Origin of the sequence: Dorea sp. OM07-5 (genome assembly GCF_003481355.1) — a bacterium.
Classification (GTDB): domain Bacteria; phylum Bacillota; class Clostridia; order Lachnospirales; family Lachnospiraceae; genus Dorea_D; species Dorea_D hominis.
In genome coordinates this window covers 232,629-254,937 of record NZ_QUKZ01000002.1, presented here as the reverse complement: position 1 = coordinate 254,937, position 22,309 = coordinate 232,629, and the positions used below count along the sequence as shown (strand labels likewise).

Below are 22,309 nucleotides of genomic sequence, written 5' to 3'. Positions count from 1 at the left end.
TAAAAATACTATAAAACTTGACAAAATTGTGATACACTGTAAAATATATTTTTTGGAGAAGGTGTAGTAAAAGAGGAGATTAGTAGTTAGTTTATGAAGAAACATGAACCAAAAAAAACAGCAAAAAAAGGATTATTTCGTATTGTTTTCAGTCGTACCGGTATTATGCTCCTTCTGATTCTCATGCAGATCGGAGTCTTTTCGATGACTACATTCCGGCTGCAGGCATATTCGACAGCAATCAGCGGAATCATGCTTTGCCTGCGAGTGATAGTAATCATTTACGTAATTAATTCGGAGGGCAATCCGGCATTTAAGATGACATGGATTTTGTGCATTATCACGTTTCCGGTTGTAGGAACGTTGTTTTATATTTATGTGAAGCTGCAGGTGGGGACACGGTTTCTGAAGCACAGACTTAGTACACTCAAAACAGAGATGTCCCAGTATATGGTGCAGGATAAAGATACAGTAGATGCACTATGGGCAAGCCGATCAGCGAATGCAAGGCTGTCGCATTATCTTTCAAACCAGCTGAACTTTCCGACATACCGGAATACGCAGGTCCGTTATTTCCCATTGGGGGAAGACAAATTCCGTTGCCTGCTTGCGGAGCTTAAGAAAGCACGAAAATTTATTTTTATGGAATATTTTATTGTCGAAGAAGGATACATGTTGGATCAGATTCTGGAGATATTGATCCAGAAAGTAAGAGAAGGTGTGGAAGTTCGTTTTATGTATGACGGAATGTGTGCGATTTCCATGCTTCCGTATGATTATCCGGAGAAATTAAAACACTATGGAATCCAGTGTAAAATGGCAAATGCAGTAAAGCCGTTTCTGTCTACAACACAGAATAACAGAGATCACCGGAAAATCTGTGTTATAGACGGAAAAACAGCATTTACAGGAGGAATCAACATTGGAGATGAGTACATTAACCGGAAAGAACGGTTCGGCCATTGGAAAGATACAGCAATCATGTTAAAGGGGGATGCGGTGCAGAGCTTTACAATGATGTTTCTGGAGATGTGGAACGTAGATGAGCGATATTCAGAAAACTATCATCGCTATCTGACACCAAAACGCCGGGAATTGCACCGGGAATACGGCTATATAATTCCTTATGCAGACAGTCCGTATGATGATGAAAATGTAGGCGAAGAGGTTTATTTCCATATTCTGAACCATGCGAGAAAATATGTACATATTATGACCCCGTATCTGATATTGGATAACGAGATGATTACGACGTTGACGCGTGTGGCAAAAAGTGGCGTGGAGGTCAGTATCATCATGCCACATATTCCGGATAAGTGGTATGCTTTTGCTGTGGCCAAGACATATTACAAAGAGCTGATAGAAGGCGGTGTCCGGATTTATGAATACGAGCCGGGGTTTGTTCATGCAAAGGTATTTGTGGCAGACGATGATACGGCAAGTGTAGGTACGATCAATCTGGATTACCGGAGCCTATATCTGCATTTTGAATGCGGAGCCTTTATTTACAATAATTCAGAAATTGACAGAATTGAACGTGATTTTCAGGAAACACTGGAGAAATGTCATAAAGTGACGCTGATGGAAGTAAAGAATCGGTCACTGCTGACCAAGATTGTCGGACAGGTATTAAAACTTGTAGCGCCGCTTATGTAAAAATAAAAAAAACGTGGAAAAACAGTGAAAATGTACAAAATTCGTTTTACAGAAACACGGAAATATAGTATAATAACGAATGGTGTCTTAGGACACTCGAATGAAGAATGATATGTGATAATAACACAGGAGGAATTGATATGGTTAAAGCAGTCGTAGGTGCTAACTGGGGAGACGAAGGTAAAGGAAAGATTACAGATATGCTTGCTGAGGAAGCTGACATTATCGTACGTTTCCAGGGTGGAGCCAATGCAGGACATACAATCATTAATAATTATGGAAAATTTGCCCTTCATACATTACCGTCAGGGGTATTTTATGATCATACAACAAGTATCATCGGAAATGGTGTTGCATTAGATATTCCGGTACTTTTCAAGGAAGTACAGTCTATCGTTGACAGAAATGTTCCGATGCCGAAGATTCTTGTATCTGACAGAGCGCAGATGGTAATGTCTTACCACAAAGATTTTGATGCATATGAAGAAGAGAGACTCGGAGGCAAGTCCTTCGGATCTACAAAGTCCGGAATTGCACCGTTCTATTCAGATAAGTATGCAAAAATCGGTTTCCAGGTAAGCGAGTTATTTGATGATGAATTATTAAAAGAAAAAGTAGTAAGAGTTGCAGAGCAGAAGAATGTTCTTCTGGAGCATCTGTATCACAAACCGCTGATCAATCCGGATGATCTCTATGAAGAGCTGATGGAGTACAAAGCAAAAGTTGAGCCGTTTGTATGTGATACATCCTTGTTCCTGCACAATGCATTAAAAGAAGGAAAGAACATTCTGTTAGAAGGACAGTTAGGTTCTCTGAAGGATCCGGATCACGGAATTTATCCAATGGTTACTTCTTCTTCCACACTGGCTGGATATGGAGCAATCGGAGCAGGTATTCCACCGTATGAGATCCAGAAGATCGTGACAGTATGCAAAGCATACTCCAGTGCAGTTGGAGCAGGTGCATTTGTAAGTGAGATCTTCGGAGAAGAAGCAGACGAGTTAAGACGCCGCGGCGGAGACGGTGGCGAGTTCGGAGCAACAACCGGACGTCCGAGACGTATGGGATGGTTTGACTGTGTAGCTTCCAAATATGGATGTCGTATGCAGGGAACAACAGATGTTGCATTTACAGTATTGGATGTCCTTGGATACCTGGAAGAGATTCCGGTATGCGTAGGATATGAGATTGACGGTGAAGTTACAACAGACTTCCCGCCGACACATCTTCTTGAGAAAGCAAAACCGGTATTTAAGACACTGCCGGGATGGAACTGTGATATCCGTGGAATCAAGAAATATGAAGACCTTCCGGAAAACTGCCGTAAGTATATCGAGTTCGTAGAAGAACAGATTGGTTATCCGATCACAATGGTATCAAACGGACCTGGAAGAGAAGACATTATTTATCGTAATAAATAATTAAGATTCTTAATACCTCTTAAGAAAAGTGTTATTTTATCTTTAGAAATCTGCCACAGGATGTACACATTCTGCTGATAAGATGATTTTGCCGCTAAGATTACGTCATATACAGAGCAATCTGTGAATATAATAGTAAGGCGGGAGTAAGAATGACCGAGAAGGAGGTATACTTATGAATCAGAAAACTACTTCAGAATATCAGGAAGTGATATCGATGGAAGAGTATTTAGACAAGAGAAAAAGACAGAAAAAGAATGCCCCTGAGAACAGTAGCAAGATGGAAGCTACCATTCCTGTGAATGTTGCATGGGCGTTCGCCGAGATGTATATATAAGAGAAATGAACTAGAAACATAAGAAGGAGTAACATAGATATGAGTCGTACATTATTAGAACAGTGGAAAGACATCGCTTATGATGAGACTGCTGACAGAGGACAGCTTCAGAACTTCTGGGGAAGCTATTTCCAGATTGAGAAGGAGATTTATGAAAAGCTTCTTTCTAATCCGGATGAAGAAGTCAGAGGAACTGTAAAAGAGCTGGCTGAGAGATATGGACAGGATGTCATGACAATGGTAGGATTTCTGGATGGTATTGACGAGAGTTTGGTTGTGCCAAACCCAATCGATACAATGGACGAAGATACCGTTGTGAATCTTGTATTTGACAAGGAAAAGCTTTACAAAAACATGGTTGCAGCGAGAGCTGACTGGCTGTATGAACTTCCACAGTGGAAAGAGATTTTTTCTGAGTCTGAACTGAAAAAGTTATACAAAGAGCAGAAAGAGTCTACAACAATCCGCAAAGGCAAGAAAATCGGACGTAACGATCCGTGCCCGTGCGGTTCAGGAAAGAAGTATAAGAAATGTTGTGGAAAATAATATTGCCAATGCTCGCAGTTTTGTGCCTGGTCTATTATGGAGTGATTCGACTGGCAACCGGGCGATGGAATTCAACATTTGCAAGAGTCTGGCCAGTAGCAGGAATCCTGTTACTGGCTTTTTCCTATCTGGAATGGAGAGGACGTCTGCCACATGTAATGATGCTGGCAATATTGGCAATCTGTGTATTGATCATACTGACCTGTATACCGATTCTGTATACGATGTTTGTTAAAGAAAATGATGCATGTGACTATCTGATCATATTAGGTGCGCATGTGAATGGCAGGGTACCAAGTGATTCACTGGAACGCAGAATCAGAAAAGCGGAGCAATATCTGAAATCACATCCGATGACTAAAGTCATCGTCTCCGGAGGTCAGGGAAAGGGCGAAGATATTACAGAAGCAGAAGCGATGGAGATCTATCTGTGGGAGCATGGCATTGAGAAAGAACGGATTTTAAAGGAAGCGGCATCGACAACGACAAGAGAGAATTTAAGATTTTCCAAAGCATTATTTACACCGGAGATCGTAACGGTTGGAATTGTGACAAATAATTTCCATTTACACAGGTCATGTGCTCTTGCAAATAGACTCGGATATCCACATGTGTATCCGATCTCTGCCGGATGTAAAGGAAGTCTCTTTTTGAATTATATGATGCGTGAGGTTCCGGCGATGTGGAAGTTCTGGCTTGACAAAGAAAAAGACAGTGATATAATATAAATCATATATGAAAAACATATGCCAAATGCGTAGATGAGACGAGTAAGTTGGGAAAGGAATAGCAGAGAGAGAAGTCACCGGCTGCAAGCTTCTTATTTTGGAACCTTCTGAAGACTACCTCGGAGTGGCTGCAAAACAGCCCGGTGATTCCGTTATCATCATGAATGAAGTGGTTTCGATCAGAGATATTTTTAATATACAAGTATGATCGTTTCAAACAGGGTGGAACCGCGAGAGAACTCGTCCCTTACAGTGATTGCTGTAAGGGATTTTTTTAATAATAGAAAACCGCATTTCCTATTATTTTAAAAGCCTCCGGCAGGATGTGTACTCGCACATTCTATTTAACCCCTTACCAGCGAATAAAAAGCGAAATAATAAAATAAAAGGAGAAAAAACATTATGAAAATCACATTAAAAGATGGATCTGTTATGGAATTTGAACAGGCAATGTCCGTTCTTGATGTTGCAAAATCAATCAGCGAAGGTCTTGCAAGAGTAGCAACATCTGCAAAAGTAGACGGAGATATTGTAGATCTTCGTACTGTACTTGACAAAGACTGCGAACTGGAAATTCTTACTTTTGATTCAGAAGACGGAAATGGTGCATTTAATCATACAGCAGCACATATTATGGCACAAGCTGTAAAACGTCTGTATCCAGAGACAAAACTGGCAATCGGACCTTCTATTGCTAATGGTTTTTACTATGATCTGGATCGTGAGACTGCATTTACAGCAGAAGATCTTGAAAAAATCGAGAAAGAAATGAAAAAAATCGTAAAAGAAGCACTTCCTCTGGAAAGATTTACAAAATCAAGAGAAGAGGCAATTGCATTTTTCAAAGAAAAGGAGGAACCATATAAAGTAGAACTGATTGAAGACCTTCCGGAAGGAGCAGAAATCAGCTTTTACAAACAGGGAGAATTTACAGATCTCTGTGCAGGACCACATCTGATGTCTACCAAGACAGTAAAAGCATTTAAGCTGACAAGCCTTGCAGGTGCTTACTGGCGTGGAGATGAGAAGAATAAGATGCTGACAAGAATCTATGGTGTTGCTTATCCGAAGAAAGCACAGTTAGATGAATACCTGCATATGATGGAAGAAGCGAAGAAACGTGATCATAGAAAACTCGGAAAAGAGCTCGGACTTTTTATGATGTGTGAAGAAGGACCTGGATTCCCGTTCTTCCTTCCAAAGGGAATGGTATTAAAGAATACATTGCTCGATTACTGGAGAGAACTGCATAAACGCTGTGGTTATCAGGAAGTTTCCACACCGATCATCTTAAGCAGACATCTGTGGGAGACATCCGGACACTGGGATCACTATAAAGAAAATATGTATACAACCGTGATCGATGATGAAGACTTTGCAATCAAACCAATGAACTGTCCGGGTGGAATGCTTGTTTATAAAGCAGAGCCTCGTTCTTATAAAGATCTTCCGCTCCGTGTCGGTGAACTTGGACTGGTACACCGTCATGAAAAATCCGGTCAGCTTCACGGACTGATGCGTGTACGCTGCTTTACACAGGATGATGCGCACATCTTTATGATGCCGGAACAGATCCGTGATGAGATCAAAGGTGTTGCAGCACTGATCGACGAAGTATACAGCCTGTTCGGATTCAAATATCACGTAGAGTTATCTACCCGTCCGGACAACAGTATGGGAAGCGATGAAGATTGGGAACTTGCAACGGAAGGTTTAAGAGGAGCATTAGACGATCTTGGACTGGATTATGTTGTAAATGAAGGGGATGGAGCATTCTATGGACCGAAGATTGATTTCCATTTGACAGATTCTATCGGAAGAACATGGCAGTGCGGAACGATCCAGCTTGATATGCAGCTTCCACAGAGATTCGAGTTGGAATATACAGGAGCTGACGGAGAGAAACATCGTCCAATCATGATCCACAGAGTTGCATTTGGTTCTATCGAAAGATTTATTGGTATCTTGATCGAGCATTTTGCAGGAGCATTCCCGACATGGCTTGCACCGGTACAGGTTAAAGTACTTCCGATTTCTGATAAATACATGGATTATGCACAGAAAGTACAGGATACATTATACAATGCAGGTATCCGCTCAGAAATTGATTCCAGAGCAGAGAAGATTGGATACAAGATCCGTGAAGCACAGATGCAGAAGATTCCATATATGCTTGTTGTGGGAGCAAAAGAGGAAGAAGCAGGTGTAGTATCTGTAAGAAGTCGTTTTGCAGGTGACGAAGGACAGAAAGATCTGACAGCATTTATGAATGCTTTGAAAGAAGAGATCGATACAAAAACAATCCGCGAGGTCGAAAAAGAAGATTAAAGCTTTTATAATATCAAACGATTAAAAATTTTATTTCCGGATATACTAACTTTGATCTGGTAACAGGATAGAAAAGGAGGGTATAATATGCCGGAATTAAAGTGTACCGTACAGACATGTAAGCATAATCAGAATTACTGCTGTGATCTTGACAAGATCACAGTGGGCGGAGACGCCGCAGTTGCACCGAAGGACACTTGTTGCGACAGTTTTGAAGAACGTAAAGATGGATATTCAAACAGCACAGGAAAACAGGCATCTCTGGTCAGCCAGGTAGACTGCCAGGCAACAGAATGTAAGTATAATAACAACTGTTCCTGTCAGGCTGGTAAGATCAGCGTGGAAGGCGGAAACGCCTGCACATGTGGGCAGACAGAATGTGCAACATTTGATTGCAGCTGCAGATAAGAAAAATAAGCGTGCCTCTCATAGCACAATGGAAACTCCCGGAGAGAGATCTCCGGGAGTTTTCTTTTGTGCCGTTGATTGCTTACTATTAAGCCTTTTTAGTTGACGCATAAAAGATCGGAGAGTATAATTATTTTATGTGCATTTGTGCAAAGAAGAGGAATAATTATATGAGTGAAAATGAAAAGAAAGAACGGGAAACATATTACAATTCAAAACCAAGACTTGGCGGAAATGGTCCTTCGAAAATCAGACAGCAGTTTAACAGAGGAATGACATATTTTCTTGTGATAGCGGCATCGCTTGCATTTTATTTTGCACTGTTGCGTTTCCGGCATATTTTTAACGTGCTGTGGAAGGTATACGACGTATTGAAACCGATTATTTATGGAGCCGTGATCGCATATCTGCTGAACCCAATCGTCAAAAGAGTAGACAAGAGGCTGATCCCTGTATTAGAGAAAAAGGTTACAAAACCGGGAAGAGCACAGAATATTTCCAGATCTGTCGGTGTGTTTACATCGCTGATTATATTGGGCGCATTGATATCTGCTTTATGCAACCTACTGATACCGGAATTATATGTTAGTATCCGTGATATGATCTATACATTACCGGGACAGCTCAACCATATGGTGTCATCACTGAATAATATCAAAATGGATGATTCTACAACCGGTTCCATTGTAAAGACAGCGATTGAGCAGGGAACAACAATGCTTCAGAACTGGCTGCGCAACGACCTTCTTGGAAAGGTCAATGAACTGATGTCGAATCTGACAGTCGGAGTGCTCAATTTTCTTGGTGAAGTTGTGAACTTCCTGATCGGAGTGATTGTATCCATCTACATTTTATTCAGTAAGGAACTGTTTGCAAAACAGTGCAAGAAGATTGTTTATGCAGTATTGCCAATAAGACATGCTAATCTGCTCCTGCATCTGACAACGAAAAGTAATGAGATATTTGGTGGATTTATTATTGGAAAGATCATTGATTCTGCAATTATTGGAGTACTGTGTTTCTTTGGATTGTCAATTTTAAATATGCCATATACGTTATTAGTAAGTGTGATCGTCGGTGTGACGAATGTCATCCCGTTCTTTGGACCGTACATTGGAGCTGTTCCGAGTGCAATCCTGATCATGCTGGATAGTCCGATAAAAGGACTGTATTTCCTGATATTTATACTGGTATTGCAACAGTTTGACGGTAATATATTAGGACCGAAGATCCTTGGAAATTCCACAGGATTGTCTGCATTCTGGGTAATCGTTGCAATTCTTCTCGGGGGAGGTTTGTTCGGATTCCCGGGTATGCTTATGGGAGTGCCGACATTTGCTGTGATCTATTACATTGTTCAGATGCTTGTAAGCAGCAAGCTGGAACAAAAAATGCTTCCTAAAAATACGGAAGCTTACGATCAGTACAGTTATGTAGACAATGCAGGACAGTATGTACATTCTTCACAGGAGCATGTGCATGCGACGCAGGAATATAAGTATCCGGAACATTCCGCAGTACATATGGAGCATTTTGGTCATATGGAAACCTTTGATGCAAAAATTAGACCAAAGAAAAAGGATGATCAGGAAGAGAATCATAAAAAAGATAACAAATAAAGGGGAATTTAATTATGCCGATTCGTGTGCAGAATGATCTCCCGGTAAAGGAGATCTTAGAGAGTGAAAACATATTTGTAATGGATGAACACCGTGCGATGCATCAGGATATCCGTCCGATCAAGATCGGACTTCTGAATCTGATGCCGCTTAAGGAGGATACGGAGCTTCAGATCCTCCGGTCGCTGTCCAATACACCGTTGCAGGTGGATGTAACGTTTGTTATGGTATCCAGTCATGAAGCAAAGAATACACCGACCAGTCATTTAAACCAGTTTTATAATCGTTTTGGCGAGATTCGGGATGAGAGATTTGACGGATTTATCATTACGGGAGCTCCTGTAGAGCAGATCCCATTTGAGGAAGTAGATTATTGGGAAGAATTAAAGCAGATCATGGAATGGACAAAGACGCATGTTACCTCAACACTGCATCTGTGCTGGGGTGCGCAGGCAGGTATGTATTATCATTTCGGAATTGATAAGAAGCCGTTGCCGGAGAAAGCTTTTGGATTATTCTGGCATAAAGTACTCAACCGTAAGATTCCACTTGTCCGTGGATTTGATGACTGTTTCCTTGCACCACATTCCAGACATACAGAAGTGCCGATGGATGCAGTAAGGGATGACGAGCGAATTACTGTGCTTGCTGAGTCCGATGAAGTTGGACTTTTCCTTGCTATGGCAAATGACGGCAGACAGATTTTCGTAATGGGACATCCGGAATATGACCGGGTAACTCTGGATGGCGAATACAAACGTGATCTTTCCAAAGGCCTGGAGATTGCAATGCCGAAGAATTATTATCCGGATGATGATCCGGATAAGACACCGCTCCTTAAGTGGAGAGCGACTGCGAATAACCTGTATACAAACTGGTTGAATTATTACGTATATCAGGCAACGCCGTACGATATGATCGGAACACCGGATTTTCGTTGATTTTACGGGGATTACGAGTATCCTATATATCACATAATTTATTATAATTTAGTATGATTTGTTACGAAAATGGTGTAGAAAAGGTGTACAAAAATAGAAAAATTGTTAAAAAATGGGAATGCCAATTAAGGCATTCCTTTTTTAATGCAAAAATAATATAAACAGATGTTTTACATTGATGAATACAACATATATGATGTATTATGCGTAATATAAAAGAAGAAAGGAGAATATGTAATTATGATACTACATGATTATGAAACTTCTTCTGGAAGGAATGTAATTAAAGAATATATTGATTCTTTGACAATCCCTGAAATGGTTGATGGATATAGTGTCAGAGAAAAAATGGAGAATGGAGAATTCGAGAAACTGAATATTAAAAGATGGGAGAAAAAATATACGAAGTATATTTTTACAAACACAATCGCATATTTTATATTATCCCAGACGGTGACAATATTTATTTATTACATGCATGCAGAAAGCAAAAAAACAAAACGGAAAAGGGAGATTCAAAAATAATAAAAAAGAGAGCAAAAGAATTGGGAAAGGCATTGGGAAAGAAATTTATATAAAAATATAGAAAAAGAGGAGTGAAAGATATGCCATTCATACAAGCAAATATAAAAAAAGAAATTGAAGAAAAAAGAAAGGATGACAGTGAATTTAGAGAAGCATGGGATGAATCTCGTGCGGAGTATGAATTAATAGAAAAAATGATTATGCTGAGAAAGGAAGAAAATATAACACAAAAAGAATTAGCAAAATTATCCGGTAAAAGACAACAGACAATTTCAAAGATAGAACGCAAGGAAACAGTTCCTACTATAACGGCATTTAATAATTTATTAAATGCATTAGGATATGAGTTAAAGATTGTAAAAAAGCAGTAATTTGATTAATATATTGGGAGATATATTATGTTATGAACACCGGATTTTCGGTAGAAAAAGGAGAAGAAAAATGAAAAGATCAAAAAGAAAAGTCGTACAAAGCTGCCTGCTTGTCATGCTCTCTGCATTGGTTGTGGGAGGTCTTGCATCTGGACGAACTTGCATAACTGCGTCGGCAGATTCAGCAAAAAAGGTCGTTCTTGTGCAAGGACAGAAAAAACAACTTAAGATTCATCCGAATTGTTAAGAACTCAAAATCATCTTATAAATATAAGGTGAAAAGTTTAAAATATAATATAAACGTCTAAGAAGAAAACATACATAAGTAGTTAAAAAGAACCAGCGCATGATTTCATGTGCTGGTTCTTTTATGAGGGGCAAATATCTGAACAAAAATGATAATGTCACTTAGGAATGAGCGCGTTCCCCGGCAAGCTGTCTTACGTCCGGGATAGCGATCAGAGCCGGATATAAGATTGCGGAAATGACCAGTCCTCCGATACCCTGGATGATGTTGGCAGGAACACTTGCAAGTGCACCAGATACACCATAAAGGAAAATCTCGCAGAGGCAGTAGCCGCCGGCAACAAGTACAATATCAGCAACTCCGCCAAGGATAACGGCTGTAAATCTTGTCTTGGAAGAATGTCCAAGTTTCTGGTAAATCAGTCCTGCTACAAGAGCAACCAGACCTTTGATCACAAATGTAATCGGTACATAGATAAAATATCCGCCAATCAAATCAGCCATTGCAGAACCGATACCGCCGGCAAGGAGTCCGTATACCGGACCAAGGATCACACCGGAGAGAATCACAACTGCATCACCCGGATGGATATATCCGCCGGTTCCAGGAGTAGGAATGTGAATCGACATGGTTGCTACACACGATAAAGCAGCAAATAAAGCTGTCATAACAATTTTTTTCAGATTTGAATTCATAACTATCAGACCTCATTTCTTTTGTTTTGTTGTAGAAACTTTACAACGAAACTGGATTGAAATAAAGAACCAGTTATTGCAAAAATAACCATGCCAGTTTGGAGAGCGATAATATTTATCAGTTTGGAAACCCTTGTTTTACAGACTGACATTGACAGGAAATAAAACTACTTTGGCTGTCTTCTTTTTTCTTAAATTGTAGTCATATATGGAATATTTAAAACATATAATATACAAAAAATACTTGCATGCAAATTCCAAATATGGTAGTATAATTTTGTCAATTGGTTTAATGAATACAAGTTGTGCGAAAATTAGACTCCAAGGATGGAATTTCCCCGGAGTCTTTTTGTTATGGCAAAGAGGAAAATACACGCACTTATGCAAGTGCATCCTCGAACGCTAATCAGCGGATAAAACATACCAGTGTGTATTGACGAATACATGCAAGGACAACTTATTTGAAAAAAGATTTTCTAAAAATATTAGATAAAATGCCGAATTGTTCGATAATTATATAACAATTATTGATGTGTTCAATAAGTTCGGTTAAAATGTATTCAATAACTAAATAACCGGTATAGAAAGTACATGTACAGTAACTTAAGGACAGAGAATTCATGAAAAGGGGGCACATTATGTTAGAAGCAATTAATTCTGTCGTTACCGCAATTAATGGTGTTGTATGGGGCTGGCCGATGATCATACTCTTGTTTGGAACTCATCTTTATATGACTTTCCGGACAGGATTCATCCAGTGGAAGTCCGTAACAAAAGGAATCAAGTTATCTGTAACAAAGGATCCGGAAGCAGAAGGAGAAGTATCACAGTTTGGTGCGCTTACGACTGCTCTGGCGGCAACAATCGGAACTGGTAATATTATAGGTGTAGGAACAGCAATCGCTCTTGGTGGACCGGGGGCAGTTCTCTGGATCTGGCTTACCGGCGTTTTTGGAATCGCAACAAAATATGCAGAGTCACTGATCGCGGTGAAGTATCGTGTAAAGACAGACGATGGACGTATGCAGGGTGGTGCTATGTATGCGTTGGAGCGTGGATTGAATATGAAGTGGTTAGGTCTTCTGTTTGCTATTTTCGGAGGATTTGCTTCATTCGGTATCGGATGTGCAACGCAGGTGAACGCAATTGCAACAGTCTGCTATACAAACTTCCACATTCCAAGATGGCTGGTAGGTGTGGTAGTTGCAATATTAACAGCAATTGTTATTTTCGGTGGAATCAAAGCGATTGCAAATGTATGTGAGAAGCTTGTTCCATTTATGGCAATTTTCTATGTACTGGGATGTATCGTGATTCTCTGTATGAATTATGATTACATAATTCCAGCACTTGGAGTCATATGTCGGCTTGCATTTACACCAGGCGCAGCAGCAGGTGGTCTGGTAGGAAGCGGAATTATGATGGCACTCCGGTTTGGTGTAGCAAGAGGGCTTTTCTCCAATGAATCCGGTCTTGGATCTGCGCCGATCGCAGCAGCGGCAGCACAGACAAGGAATCCGGTCCGTCAGGCTCTGGTATCTTCTACAGGAACATTCTGGGATACTGTTGTTGTATGTGCAATGACAGGTCTTGTACTTGTAACAACAATTATGAAGAACCCATCGATTAATGCAGATGAGATCCCGGATGGTGGTGTCTTGACATCTCTTGCATTTGGTCAGATTCCGGTTCTTGGACCGATCATTCTGACACTTGGTATTATTTCATTTGCATATTCTACTGTTCTTGGATGGGCATATTACGGAGAACGCTGTGTAGAATATTTTGCCGGCAAAAAAGTATTATTACTGTATCGTTGCCTGTATGTGGCAGTTGCAGTTATCGCACCGGTTGTAGCGCTGGATCTTGTATGGCTGATCGCAGATACATTGAATGCGCTGATGGCGATACCAAACCTTGTGGCAGTATTGTTGTTGTCAAATGTTATCGTCAGTGAAACGAAGAAATACATCAACGATCTCGACGCAAAAGATGACACACCAATTCCGGTTATTAAAGATTAGTTAAAAATTTGAGTTACAAAATTAATCAAAGTTGTTCTTGACAAATATACTTTAATGAAGTAAAGTAGTGATTGTAGATAAGCAAAACCGTTGAGAAAGAGTAGTAGATTATCTGATGACATTACAGAGAGCGATGGGTGGTGGAACATCGTATGGAATGGATAATTGAATGGCCTTTCGAGGGCAGTCTGAAATCTTTGAGAGTAGGGCTTGTCGGGAACCGAACCCGTTATCAATCAGGAGTGTATGTTAGTACATGAGAAAAGTGGACGATTCGTCAAGTTGAGTGGTACCGCGATAATATTTCAGAATAATATTACCGTCTCAAACCGATAGGTTTGAGGCGGTTTTCTTATTTTATAAGACTTCCTTATCTGTCAGTCGGTCCCGATCATTTTTCTCTCCTAACAGGAAACAAAAATCAATAAACACAGAAAAAGGAGAAAAAGACAATGAAAAAAAGAGTATTAGCAGCAGTATTAGCAACAATGATGGCAGCAACGATGATGGCAGGATGTGGAAAGTCAGAGACAAAGAGTGAAGCAAAGAAAGATAGTTACACAATCGGTATTGAACAGTTCGCAGAGCACGGTTCACTGGACAACTGCCGGGAAGGTTTCTTAAAAGGACTGGAAGACGAAGGAATCAAAGAAGGCAAGAATCTGAAAGTTAAGTATAAGAATGCAGCCGCAGATATGGGAACTGCCGGACAGATTTCGGACAGTTTTGTTTCAGATAAAGTGGACCTGATCTGTGCGATCGCAACACCAAGTGCACAGAGTGCATACAATGCAGCAATGGACAAAGACATTCCGGTTATTTATACAGCCGTTACCGATCCGGTAAGTGCTGAACTTGCAGACAAAGATGGCGAAGCCGTAGGAAATACAACCGGAACATCTGACAAACTTCCGATAAAAGAACAGCTGGAAATGATCCGTAAGATGTTACCGGATGCAAAAAAGATCGGAATCATGTATACAACGAGTGAAGCAAATTCTGTATCTGCGATCAAAGAATATGAAAGCCTTGTAAAAGATTATGGATTTACACTTGTGAAGAAAGGAATCTCAACAACAGCAGATGTTTCACTTGCTGCAGATGATCTGTTAAGCAAAGTGGACTGCATCACAAACCTGACAGACAACACGGTCGTATCTTCCCTGCCGACAATTCTTGACAAAGCAAATGCAAAGAAGATCCCGGTATTCGGAAGTGAGATCGAACAGGTTAAGATCGGATGCCTTGCAGCAGAAGGACTGGATTACATTGCACTTGGAGAGCAGACAGGTAAGATGGCAGCACAGGTATTAAAAGGTGAAAAGAAAGCAGAAGAAATGAACTATGAAACCATTAAAAAACCTGGTTTCTATGTAAATAAAAAAGTAGCTTCTAATCTTGGAATCAAAGTTCCGGATGAACTATCCAAGAGTGCAGTAGAGAGTTTTGACGAGATCACAGCAAGCAAAAAGACAGATAAATAAGAAGAATTAAGAAAGTAATGTTTTGGGAGGAAGTTTCATGGATTTTATCGTAACGATTTTAGAACAGGGGCTGATATATGCAATATTGGCACTGGGTGTATATATTACTTATAAGATACTGGATTTTCCGGATCTGACGGTAGATGGAAGTTTCCCTCTGGGAGCAGCTGTAACGGCTGCTCTCATTACAAGAGGGATGAATCCTTATCTGACACTGCCGGTTTCCTTTTTGGCAGGAGTGCTGGCAGGTGTATGCACCGGACTGATTCATGTGAAATGTAAAGTAAGAGATCTGCTGTCCGGAATTATTATGATGACGGCACTGTGGACTGTAAATCTTTACATTGCAGGTACAGCGAATGTACCGCTTTTTTCTCAGGACAGTATTTTTAAAAATGATTTTCTGACAGGAATTGTACCGGAGAGTATGAAAAGTTATGTGACGCTGATCGTCGTACTCATCCTTGCGGTTGTATGCAAGATCATTCTGGATTTTTATATGAATACAAAGTCCGGATACCTGCTCCGGGCAGTCGGAGATAACGAGACAGTCGTAACTGCACTTGCAAAAGATCAGGGCAATGTGAAAATATTAGGACTTGCAATTGCAAATGGACTTGTATCTCTGGCAGGATGTGTATTTGCACAGGAAGAGCGTGTGTTTGAAATCTCCATGGGAACAGGTGCGATCGTTATCGGACTTGCGAGCGTAATCATCGGAACAAGTATTTTCAAGAAAATCTCGTATGTAAAGACGACAACAGCGGTCATTATCGGTTCGATCATTTACAAAGCATGTGTGGCGGTTGCAATCCGTAACTTTGAACCGCAGGCAATGAAGCTGATCACAGCAGTATTATTCCTGATCATTTTGGTCATCAGTATGGAAAGAAAGACGAAGGTGAAATAGATGTTAGAATTAAAAGGAATTCACAAATATTATAATCCGGGAACAGTCAATGAGATGTGTCTGTTTGATGATTTTGGACTTCAGATTGGAAAAGGTGAATTTGTATCCGTAGTTGGAAGCAACGGCTCCGGCAAGACATCTATGCTGAATCTGATCTGTGGCAGTATTTCACCGGAAAAAGGCAGTATTCTGATGGATGGAAAGGATATTACAAAAGAAAAAGAATATAAAAGAAATCTCCGGATTGGAAGAGTATACCAGAATCCAGCGATGGGAACCTGTCCTTCCATGACGATCCTTGAAAATATGGCACTTGCCGACAACAAAGGAAAAATGTATGGACTTTTGCGGGGAACAAATAAGAACCGCATTTCTTATTACAGAGAACAGTTATCCAGACTGAATCTCGGACTGGAAGATAAGATGAGTGTGAAAGTCGGTGTATTGTCCGGTGGTCAGAGACAGGCGATGGCACTTCTGATGTCAACGATGACACCGATTGATTATCTGATCCTCGATGAGCATACGGCAGCGTTAGATCCAAAGACGGCAGACCTTATCATGGAACTGACCGATCAAATCGTAAAGGAGAAAAATCTTACAACGATTATGGTAACACATAATCTCCGTTATGCAGTAGAGTATGGGAATCGGCTTCTTATGATGCATCAGGGAAAAATTGTTTTAGATAAGAAGAAAGAGGAAAAAGAAGCAACCTCTATTGATGATATTCTTACAATGTTTAATGAAATCAGTATTGAATGTGGGAACTAAATAATGGTATGCTATATGATAGTTGATCAAAATAAGGAGAATTATGATATGGCTAAGAGAATTGCACAGTTTGAAAAAGTAAGTTTTGTACAGTTTAAAGAAGGATACAAAGATGCATTCGGAGATGTTTCGGATGAAGAAATCCGGGGAATTTATGAAAAAATAAAACTTCCAAGACGAGCAACAGCAGGTTCGGCAGGATATGATTTCTTCATGCCTGTGACGAAGACATTAAAAGTGCAGGAGACATTAAAAGTTCCGACAGGAATTCGTGTGAAGATGGATGAAAACTGGGTACTGAAATGCTATCCGAGAAGTGGTCTTGGATTCAAATACCGTCTGCAGCTTAATAATACAGTTGGAATTATTGACAGCGATTATTATGGCTCCGATAATGAGGGACATATTTTCGCAAAGCTGACAAATGACGGAAAAGAAGGGAAAGAAGTCGAATTAAAAGAAGGTACCGGATTTATGCAGGGAATTTTCGTTGAATATGGAATTACCGTCGATGATGATGTAGAAGAAGTACGCAACGGAGGATTCGGAAGCACCACAAAGAGTGAATAAGATAAAAGAAAAAGGACATCCTAACTGTCAGTAAGACAGTGGAGGGTGAACATATATGAAAGACGGGAAAAAGATTACCGCTTCAAGAGAAGAAAGCACATCCTATATGAATCAGACTCTCCCGATGAGGGAGAGCTTTGACCTGATTCAGCGCGATCTGATGATCGGCGAAAGGATGGCTTCTTTTTATTTTATCAATGGTCTGAATAAAGACGATGATATGTTAAAGCTGATGGATGCACTTTTAAAGATCAAAAAAGAAGATATGCCGGCAGGGATTCTGCAATTTATGGAAATGGCGATTCCCTATACGGAAGTAGAGCTAATAGAAGATTTTGACCAGGTGTTAAAAAATCTGTTTTCTGGTGTTACCTGTCTTTTTGTGGATGGCTATGAGGGGGCAATCGCAATCGATTGCCGTACTTATCCAGCAAGAAGTGTGGAAGAGCCGGATAAAGATAAATCACTTCGTGGTTCCAGAGATGGTTTTGTCGAGACTGTTGTCAGCAATACGGCAATGATAAGACGAAGGATAAGGAGCGAGCATCTTGTAATGGAGATGCAGGAGGTTGGCGACAGTTCGCGCACAGATATTGCCATCTGCTATATGAAAGACCGGGTGAACAAGGAGATTCTCTGCGATTTAAGACAGAAAGTCCTTTCAATCCGAACCGATGATCTCAGAATGAACCAACAGAGTCTTGCAGAATGTCTGATGAAGAGAAAGTGGTACAATCCATTTCCGAAATTTAAGTTTACAGAACGACCGGATACGGCTGCGGCATGTCTTTTTGAAGGAAAAGTGGTTCTGCTGGTAGATAATTCTCCATCAGCGATGATCTTGCCGACATCGATCCTGGACGTCATAGAGGAAGCAAATGATTATTATTTTCCAACACTTACAAGAGTGTATCTGAAATCAGCGAGAGGGCTGATTAGCTTTTTGACGATTTTTTTAACACCGGTGTTTCTTCTGCTTATGCAGAATTTGAACTGGCTCCCGAAAATGTTTGCGTTTGTGGCAGTAAAAGATATGATAAATATTCCGCTTATTTTCCAATTGTTGATTCTGGAGATTGCAATTGACGGATTAAGACTTGCAGCTCTTAATACACCGAGTATGTTAAGCACACCGCTCAGTGTGATCGCAGGTCTTGTGATGGGAGAATTTTCTGTAAAGTCCGGCTGGTTTAACAGTGAGGTAATGTTATACATGGCTTTTGTGGCTGTCGCTAATTACACCCAGCCGAATTTTGAACTTGGCTATGCACTCAAATTTATGCGGCTTCAATTGCTTATATTGACTGCTCTCTTTAACTGGATCGGTTTTCTGATCGGATGTATCGTTGTGGTGTGTAGTATCTGTTTTAATAAGACATTGTCCGGGTGGAGTTATCTGCATATACGGTTAAACTGATACGCTGGAAAATGTGAACAAACCGTAATAATTTTGGTGTAATTTTGGTGTAAGTTGGTGTAGTATTATGTTTTGCATATCCTGTTTCCAGGTGGTATAATGTAGCCAACCTAAGAAATAGGAGGATTTGAAAGATGAGTGAATATGTAATTTCTGTCAACAGTACAGTTGACTTACCAAAGGAATGGCTTGAGAAGAGAGCTGTTCCGGTGATTCCGTTAAAATATACGATAGATAAGGAAACTTATGATGATATGTCAGGTCTTACGTCAAAGGAATTTTTCCAAAAGTTAAGAGAAGGAAAGATGGCTGTGACGACACAGGTAAACCCGGAGCAGGCAAAAGAAGGTCTGGAGAAGATTGTAAGAGAGGGAAAAGATATCCTTCATCTGGCATTTTCTTCCGGACTCAGCGGTACATATAACAGTATGCGGATTGCGGCAGAAGAGCTGAAAGAAGAATATCCGGAGCGTAAGATCATCGTGATTGACACGTTGTGTGCTTGTATGGGAGAAGGACTTCTTCTGTATTATGCACTGAAACATAAGAAGGAAGGCATGTCCGTTGAAGAACTTGCAGACTGGGTAGAGCAGAATAAATTACATGTCTGCCACAATGTCACAGTAGATGACCTGCATCATCTGCAGAGAGGCGGGCGTGTGTCAAAGACAGCGGCAGTTCTCGGAACAATGGTACAGATTAAGCCGATCATCCATGTAGATGACGAAGGTAAGCTGCAGGTGATCGGTAAAGAGAGAGGAAGAAAACGTTCTATCCAGAAGATTGTAGATATGTCTGTAGAGCGTTCAAAAGGATGGGATAATGAGATTATCATGATCACACATGGAGACTGCCCGGAAGATGCAGAATATCTGGCAAAAGTTGTCCGTGAGAAGATGGGAGTGGAGAATATTCTTATCAATAATATCGGAACCGTGATTGGAAGCCATACCGGTCCGGGTGTACTGGCGGTATTCCATATGGGTGGAAAGAGATAGGCAAAGAAGCCTGCTCAGATCTTGCCAGACAGTCTATGGATGGAAAGATTCAAAAGGCAGTCAGTCAATGGCGATTTTTACGAGCTTCTGGTAATCAAATAAACAGCGGACAGGATTTTAGAAAATATTAACTGAAATCCTGTCCGTTTTATCTTGGGAAGAAAGTCCCAAATTATCATATTCTGCTGTTGGTGTATAATGTATTCCTGTAGTTGCAATATACTTCTTACAGAGTAAAGATTCCTAATGCACTTGCTACGGAACTTAAGAGGATCAGCACAAGGAAGATCGGAGCGATCCATTTGATCATAACTGCAAATAATTTTTCGCCTTTAAACGTTCCATCTGTCACTTTTACTTCGTCTGCGATCGTAGATGGCTTAATTACAAAACCGATAAAGATACAGGTGAAGAATGCTACGATCGGCATTAGTACGCTGTTGCTGACAAAGTCCATAATATCAAGTACAGACATTCCCATCCAGGAAATGAAACTGAGTGGACCGAATCCGAGAGAAGACGGAACACCCATAACAAGTGCCAGAATTGTTACAAACACACAGGTTCCTTTTCTTGTCCAGCCAAGTTTATCTCTTAAGATTGATACAATCGTCTCCATCAGTGAAATTGCGGAAGTAAGCGCCGCAAAGAACACAAGCAGGAAAAATACTGTTCCGACAACATTGCCAAATTTCATATTGCCAAATACTTTTGGAAGTGTAATGAACATTAGCCCCGGACCTGCCTGCAGTGCAGAACTGTCACCACCGGAAAATGAGAATACTGCTGGGATAATCATAAGACCTGCAAGGAAAGCAACACCGGTATCGAATATTTCAATCTGTCGTACAGAACTTTCCAGATGATTTTCTTTCTTCATATAGGAACCATATGTGATCATAATACCCATGGCAAGTGACATGGAATAAAAGAGCTGTCCCATAGCTGCAAGGATTGTCTTCGCGGATACGTCAGCCATATGTGGTTTCAGATAGTAAGAAAGTCCGTCCATGGCACCGTCGATCGTCAGTCCATATAAGGCAACGAACAGAGTTAGAAGAACGAGGATCGGCATCATGAATTTGCTGACCTTTTCGATACCCTGCTCTACACCAAAACCAACGATAACTGCTGTAACTGCAATAAACAAGAAAAACCATCCGATCGGTTCGAATGTTCCGCCAATGAAATCTGTAAAATAACTGTCGCCCGCTGCTGCGTGACCGGAACCAGTGACAAATACGAAAAAGTATTTGACAACCCATCCACCGATAACGGAATAATACGGGAAAATAATGATCGGCACTGCTGATGCCAGAATACCGAGAAACTTGAATCTTTTATCAAGTATAGTGAAAGCACCAATGGCGCTGAGTCCTGTCTTACGTCCGATTGCGATCTCTGCGGTCATCAGTGTAAAACCAAATGTGACTGCCAAGATCAGGTAAATAAATAAAAACGTTCCTCCACCATATTTTGCAGCGAGGTAGGGGAATCGCCAGATGTTACCGAGTCCTACCGCAGATCCGGCGGCTGCCAGTACGAAACCGAGCTTGCCGGAAAAACTACTTCTTTTTTGCATGTTAAAACCTCCTCTAATGATAAGCATTCCTTATAGATGTATTGTGTTATATTATGACACGAAAAACTTGTATTTTCAAGAAAAAATCATGCGAAATACACAATTTGAAGGATGAAAATATAACTCAACTGACAGTGTGGTGAGAAAAATAAGAAATTATGTTATGATATGGGCAGTGAATCAGAGAGGAGTACAGAATATGATTGATGTACGGAAGACGGGAAAATTTATAGCACAGTGCAGACATGAAAAAAATCTGACACAGAAAGAATTAGGAGACAGACTGAATGTAACAGACCGTGCAGTTTCCAAATGGGAAAACGGTGTTTCCCAAACAAAAAGATATTAAGAAACAGCCCATGTTTACCTGCTTGCAAACAAAAGAATATTGCTACTAGACTAAGAGATACTACATAAGTGTGTTGGTATCTCTTTTTTGTTGCCGTGAAACAGCAGACTATTTCATTTCTGCTTGATTACCTTAAAACTTATTAGTCTATGGTTTGTCAAGGGCTTGTTGCGTGAGAAATGCTGAATATCACCCTTTACAAAACATAGGCTGATAAGTAACTTTTCAAAAGCAGAAAAGAAATGGCAATGCTTATAACAATATGATATAATGCAGATGAAGACAAAAAAGGAATTTGTCGAGCTGGTTAGTTCGAGATAATTTTGAGTTTGTTAAGATGTGGTGCACTTGATGGAATCACAGGTACGACATCATATTA

22 protein-coding genes and 1 other annotated feature are annotated in these 22,309 nt (G+C 40.4%); of the genes, 20 read left to right on the top strand and 2 right to left on the bottom strand.

The window, feature by feature from the left end; translation table 11 throughout:
- The first annotated feature begins 93 nt into the window (after positions 1–93).
- The 12 genes from cls (at position 94) to DXC04_RS15475 (ending at position 11,127) form a co-directional block, all read left to right on the top strand.
- The gene (cls, locus tag DXC04_RS03060) at positions 94–1,656 is read left to right on the top strand and encodes a cardiolipin synthase (protein WP_118659839.1); all 1,563 of its coding nucleotides are present in this window, start codon (positions 94–96) and stop codon (positions 1,654–1,656) included.
- A gap of 140 nt (positions 1,657–1,796) precedes the next feature.
- Positions 1,797–3,077, top strand: a complete 1,281-nt coding sequence (locus DXC04_RS03055) for an adenylosuccinate synthase (RefSeq protein WP_118659837.1) — start codon at positions 1,797–1,799, stop codon at positions 3,075–3,077.
- 175 nt (positions 3,078–3,252) lie between these two features.
- A complete protein-coding gene (locus tag DXC04_RS15480; protein WP_158549884.1) occupies positions 3,253–3,414 on the top strand; it encodes a hypothetical protein in 162 nt (53 codons plus the stop codon).
- A 39-nt stretch (positions 3,415–3,453) separates the two neighbouring features.
- Positions 3,454–3,960: an SEC-C metal-binding domain-containing protein gene (locus tag DXC04_RS03050; RefSeq protein WP_021861054.1), complete on the top strand. Its 507-nt coding sequence runs from the start codon at positions 3,454–3,456 to the stop codon at positions 3,958–3,960.
- Positions 3,945–4,688, top strand: a complete 744-nt coding sequence (locus tag DXC04_RS03045; protein WP_243112085.1) for a YdcF family protein — start codon at positions 3,945–3,947, stop codon at positions 4,686–4,688. Before DXC04_RS03050 ends, DXC04_RS03045 begins: the two co-directional genes overlap by 16 nt.
- A gap of 402 nt (positions 4,689–5,090) precedes the next feature.
- Entirely contained in the window at positions 5,091–7,016 is a 1,926-nt protein-coding gene (gene thrS / locus DXC04_RS03040) for a threonine--tRNA ligase (protein ID WP_118659835.1), read from the top strand.
- Positions 7,017–7,103: 87 nt separating this feature from the next.
- Positions 7,104–7,424 carry a DUF1540 domain-containing protein gene (locus tag DXC04_RS03035; RefSeq protein ID WP_118659833.1) on the top strand — a complete coding sequence of 107 codons (321 nt, stop codon included), beginning with the start codon at positions 7,104–7,106 and terminating at the stop codon, positions 7,422–7,424.
- Positions 7,425–7,594: 170 nt separating this feature from the next.
- Complete coding sequence (locus tag DXC04_RS03030; protein ID WP_226976316.1) at positions 7,595–9,043, top strand: AI-2E family transporter; 1,449 nt, start codon at positions 7,595–7,597, stop codon at positions 9,041–9,043.
- 14 nt (positions 9,044–9,057) lie between these two features.
- Positions 9,058–9,984, top strand: a complete 927-nt coding sequence (gene metA / locus DXC04_RS03025) for a homoserine O-acetyltransferase MetA (protein WP_118287838.1) — start codon at positions 9,058–9,060, stop codon at positions 9,982–9,984.
- A gap of 386 nt (positions 9,985–10,370) precedes the next feature.
- Positions 10,371–10,562 (top strand): type II toxin-antitoxin system RelE/ParE family toxin, encoded by a 192-nt coding sequence (locus DXC04_RS16155; protein ID WP_243059749.1) that lies wholly within the window; start codon positions 10,371–10,373, stop codon positions 10,560–10,562.
- A 27-nt stretch (positions 10,563–10,589) separates the two neighbouring features.
- A complete protein-coding gene (locus DXC04_RS03015; RefSeq protein ID WP_021861047.1) occupies positions 10,590–10,880 on the top strand; it encodes a helix-turn-helix domain-containing protein in 291 nt (96 codons plus the stop codon).
- Between the two features lie 70 nt (positions 10,881–10,950).
- Complete coding sequence (locus DXC04_RS15475; protein ID WP_021861046.1) at positions 10,951–11,127, top strand: hypothetical protein; 177 nt, start codon at positions 10,951–10,953, stop codon at positions 11,125–11,127.
- Between the two features lie 161 nt (positions 11,128–11,288).
- Here DXC04_RS15475 and DXC04_RS03010 read toward each other — a convergent pair whose 3' ends face one another.
- Positions 11,289–11,822: an ECF transporter S component gene (locus tag DXC04_RS03010; protein WP_118287839.1), complete on the bottom strand. Its 534-nt coding sequence runs from the start codon at positions 11,820–11,822 to the stop codon at positions 11,289–11,291.
- A 638-nt stretch (positions 11,823–12,460) separates the two neighbouring features.
- On the opposite strand from DXC04_RS03010, the gene DXC04_RS03005 reads away from it, so the two are divergent.
- The 7 genes from DXC04_RS03005 to DXC04_RS02975 all read left to right on the top strand — a co-directional run bounded on the left by DXC04_RS03005 (position 12,461) and on the right by DXC04_RS02975 (position 19,999).
- A complete protein-coding gene (locus DXC04_RS03005) occupies positions 12,461–13,846 on the top strand; it encodes an alanine/glycine:cation symporter family protein (RefSeq protein ID WP_118287840.1) in 1,386 nt (461 codons plus the stop codon).
- Between the two features lie 81 nt (positions 13,847–13,927).
- Positions 13,928–14,176, top strand: a binding site (T-box leader).
- A 122-nt stretch (positions 14,177–14,298) separates the two neighbouring features.
- The gene (locus DXC04_RS03000) at positions 14,299–15,330 is read left to right on the top strand and encodes an ABC transporter substrate-binding protein (protein WP_118287841.1); all 1,032 of its coding nucleotides are present in this window, start codon (positions 14,299–14,301) and stop codon (positions 15,328–15,330) included.
- Between the two features lie 37 nt (positions 15,331–15,367).
- On the top strand, positions 15,368–16,240 hold the full coding sequence (locus DXC04_RS02995) for an ABC transporter permease (RefSeq protein WP_118287842.1): 873 nt from the start codon (positions 15,368–15,370) through the stop codon (positions 16,238–16,240).
- On the top strand, positions 16,241–17,014 hold the full coding sequence (locus DXC04_RS02990) for an ABC transporter ATP-binding protein (RefSeq protein WP_118287843.1): 774 nt from the start codon (positions 16,241–16,243) through the stop codon (positions 17,012–17,014).
- A 48-nt stretch (positions 17,015–17,062) separates the two neighbouring features.
- Entirely contained in the window at positions 17,063–17,584 is a 522-nt protein-coding gene (locus DXC04_RS02985) for a dUTP diphosphatase (RefSeq protein ID WP_021861040.1), read from the top strand.
- Positions 17,585–17,639: 55 nt separating this feature from the next.
- Positions 17,640–19,001, top strand: a complete 1,362-nt coding sequence (locus tag DXC04_RS02980) for a spore germination protein (RefSeq protein WP_021861039.1) — start codon at positions 17,640–17,642, stop codon at positions 18,999–19,001.
- Between the two features lie 134 nt (positions 19,002–19,135).
- Entirely contained in the window at positions 19,136–19,999 is an 864-nt protein-coding gene (locus DXC04_RS02975) for a DegV family protein (RefSeq protein WP_118287844.1), read from the top strand.
- Between the two features lie 226 nt (positions 20,000–20,225).
- Here the strand turns inward: DXC04_RS02975 and DXC04_RS02970 are convergent, their stop codons facing one another.
- Positions 20,226–21,581 carry a sodium-dependent transporter gene (locus DXC04_RS02970; protein ID WP_118287845.1) on the bottom strand — a complete coding sequence of 452 codons (1,356 nt, stop codon included), beginning with the start codon at positions 21,579–21,581 and terminating at the stop codon, positions 20,226–20,228.
- 139 nt (positions 21,582–21,720) lie between these two features.
- Here DXC04_RS02970 and DXC04_RS02965 point away from each other — a divergent pair, with 139 nt between their 5' ends.
- Positions 21,721–21,930: a helix-turn-helix domain-containing protein gene (locus DXC04_RS02965; RefSeq protein ID WP_243112084.1), complete on the top strand. Its 210-nt coding sequence runs from the start codon at positions 21,721–21,723 to the stop codon at positions 21,928–21,930.
- The last annotated feature ends 379 nt before the right edge of the window (positions 21,931–22,309 follow it).